This is a genomic window from Salmonella sp. SG203 (assembly GCF_013350575.1).
Classification (GTDB): Bacteria; Pseudomonadota; Gammaproteobacteria; order Enterobacterales; family Enterobacteriaceae; genus Salmonella; species Salmonella enterica.
Window position 1 is genome coordinate 1 of record NZ_SNMT01000065.1, and the last position, 2863, is coordinate 2863.

General features: G+C 51.8%; 1 protein-coding gene and 2 pseudogenes. All 3 read left to right on the forward strand.

Going from position 1 to position 2863, the window contains the following annotated elements; all coding sequences use genetic code 11:
* Positions 1 to 78 (forward strand): annotated as a pseudogene (locus tag HV477_RS28755) (hypothetical protein); the annotation flags it as partial.
* A gap of 335 nt (positions 79 to 413) precedes the next feature.
* A pseudogene (locus HV477_RS27720) lies at positions 414 to 1430 on the forward strand (IS110 family transposase).
* Positions 1431 to 2176: 746 nt separating this feature from the next.
* On the forward strand, positions 2177 to 2857 hold the full coding sequence (locus HV477_RS27725) for a DNA methylase (RefSeq protein ID WP_175065729.1): 681 nt from the start codon (positions 2177 to 2179) through the stop codon (positions 2855 to 2857).
* The last annotated feature ends 6 nt before the right edge of the window (positions 2858 to 2863 follow it).

Below are 2863 nucleotides of genomic sequence, written 5' to 3' on the forward strand. Positions count from 1 at the left end.
TGGACAGTGACCGGCTCAACGGATGCGCCGGTACTGCGCGACGAGTGGGGGAATGACTGGCGGGATATCACCCGCTGACAACCTGCCGGGCAGAATGTCTGCCCGGTACTTACTGAATGAATAATGATGTCGCTGCGCTCCTTTTTTATGTGCGCCTGCTGGCGCGGCGCGGGAGCAACGCTGCCTGTGGTCAGTATCCCGCGTCCGGCCGGGCACGGGACGGGCGGCGTTTCCGCTCCCGGCGGGCGCTGTCGCGATTATGCACCCGCCACTCGCCTTCTGATGAACGCCCTTCAAGCCGCTTTCGCGAATGAAAGGGACATCTTCATCATAACTTGACGCTAATCAGTTACTTTTTGGGAGGCTGATTCAGCATGATGTTGAGCGTATAAAAACATTACTAAGGATGTCCTATGACTGTCGTGACTATTGGTATTGATTTGGCCAAAAATGTGTTTGCAGTACATGGTGTTAACGCTGCCGGGAAAGCGATTTTAGTTAAGCCTCTTGTTCGTCGCGCTAAACTACTCGAGCTGATTGCAACGCTTCCTTCCTGTCTTATCGGTATGGAGGCTTGCACTGGTGCTCATTATTGGGCCCGGGAGTTTCAGAAAATGGGGCACACGGTACGAATTATGGCACCTCAACTGGTTTCGCCATACCGTATGGGGGGACGTCACGGCAAAAATGATGCTGCAGATGCCGCTGCTATTTGTGAAGCTGTTGCTCGCCCTAATATGCGTTTTGTGCCGGTTAAATCCATTGAACAGCAGGGGCAACTATTTGTACACAGAGCTCATCAGGGGTATGTCAGCGAGAGAACCGCGCTGATTAATCGCATCAGAGGGTTGCTCTGCGAGCTGGGTATTGTTTTGCCTCAGGCGTTTAAAGCATTTTTGTCTGGTGTTGCACAAGTTCTTGAGGATTTACCGGGCTACTGTAATCAGGTCATCGGTGATCTCCTGAACGAACTTTTTCATATAGAAGAAAAAATTAAAAACAGCGAGAAATTAATACAGCAACTTGCCAGAGATAATTCAGCAGCGCAGATGTTGATGCAGTTCAGAGGGATTGGTCCGATGACTGCTACTGCAATCGTTGCCAGTATAGGTAATGGGCATGATTTCAGAAATGGGCGCCAGTTTAGTGCCTGACTTGGCTTAACACCAAGACAAAAAAGCTCCGGAGGCAAAGCCCGACTGGGAAGAATAACGAAAGCTGGCGACAGTTATCTACGTACATTGCTGGTTCTGGGGGCAAAATCTGTACTGTCAGAAGCCGCTAAAAATGACGACCCGGTCAGCAAGTGGGCTTTGCAATTGAAAGAAAGGCGGGGTTATGGCCGGGCCCTGGTTGCAATCGCGGCAAAAAATGCACGCATGTGTTGGGCTATGTTACACCTGAAGGATGAGTTCAGGTTTCCGGCATGAATATTATCTTATTAATATATTGATATTATTGATTTCTTTCCTTGCATGATGATCACGCGATGATGATTTAAAAGGTTTGGACCTGCGCTATGGTTTACTCGAGATATGCAAGAGGCTATCACCGTAATGTGGATACCTGTTTCGCGGATGGAGCCCATAGCGTGCGTCTTTCATCAGGGTTTGTCGCTAACAATAGCGCGTAAATAACCGTTTATAGGCTCGCTGTCCGTAACCTTTTATCCAGAATTTCATGCAGCGAAGAAGCACAGACAGGAAAGAGTATTTAGTCAAATAATCAGGCATAAATAATATCAACGTTTAATCAGGTTATTCCGCTGAAGCACCTGGATTGTTCGGTGCTCGCTTTGCTGCGCTCCGCCTCAATCCAGTCGCCGCAGCGTTGTCGATAAAAAATTAGCCTCATGCTGTCGTGTACTTGCCTTATGCAAGAGGGAACAACTGCTGTTGAATACCTGCTTCGCGGATTGAGTCCGTAGCATGGGGCTTCCACTTATTTCTTTTAGTCACGGTTATTACTCCCAACTGAACAACCATTAGATATTTAAGGCTTGACCATTATCGGGATGTCCTTATAGGCATAAGCTCACCGACGGTGAGACCGTCGGCTCGTTATTCCACGGTCGGCCTGACCCGTTACCGGACGCGGTGAACAGCCCACAGGCAGCGGGGAACGGGCGCCACAGGGGCGCCCTCCCGGTGCCCTCCTGTAACCGCGAGGAATCTCTATGTCCCGTTTAATCCTGGGGAACTGCGTCGATATTATGGCCGGCTTTCCGGACCGCGCCGTTGATTTCATTCTGACTGACCCGCCTTACCTTGTCGGCTTCCGCGACCGTTCCGGTCGCAGTATTGCCGGTGACAGAACCGATGAATGGCTGCAACCTGCCTGTAACCAGATGTACCGCGTTCTCAAAAAAGACGCGCTGATGGTGAGTTTCTACGGCTGGAACCGCGTGGACCGTTTTATGTCGGCCTGGAAAAGTGCCGGATTCAGTGTGGTCGGGCACCTGGTCTTCACCAAAACCTACTCGTCGAAATCGGCGTATGTCGGCTACCGCCACGAATGCGCTTACATCCTGGCAAAAGGTCGTCCGGCCCTGCCGCACAATCCGCTGCCGGACGTGCTGGGCTGGAAGTATTCCGGCAACCGCCACCACCCGACGGAAAAACCCGTTACAAGCCTGCAACCGCTGATTGAGTCTTTCACACACACGAATGCCATTGTTCTCGACCCGTTTGCCGGCTCCGCCTCCACCTGCGTTGCCGCGTTACAGGCGGGGCGCAGATATATCGGTATCGAACTGATGGAGCAGTACCACAGGGCAGGGCAGCAACGACTGGCCGCCGTTCAGCGTGCCATGCAGCGCCCGGCCGCCAACGACGTCTTTTATCCGGAGGCCGCCTGATGAATT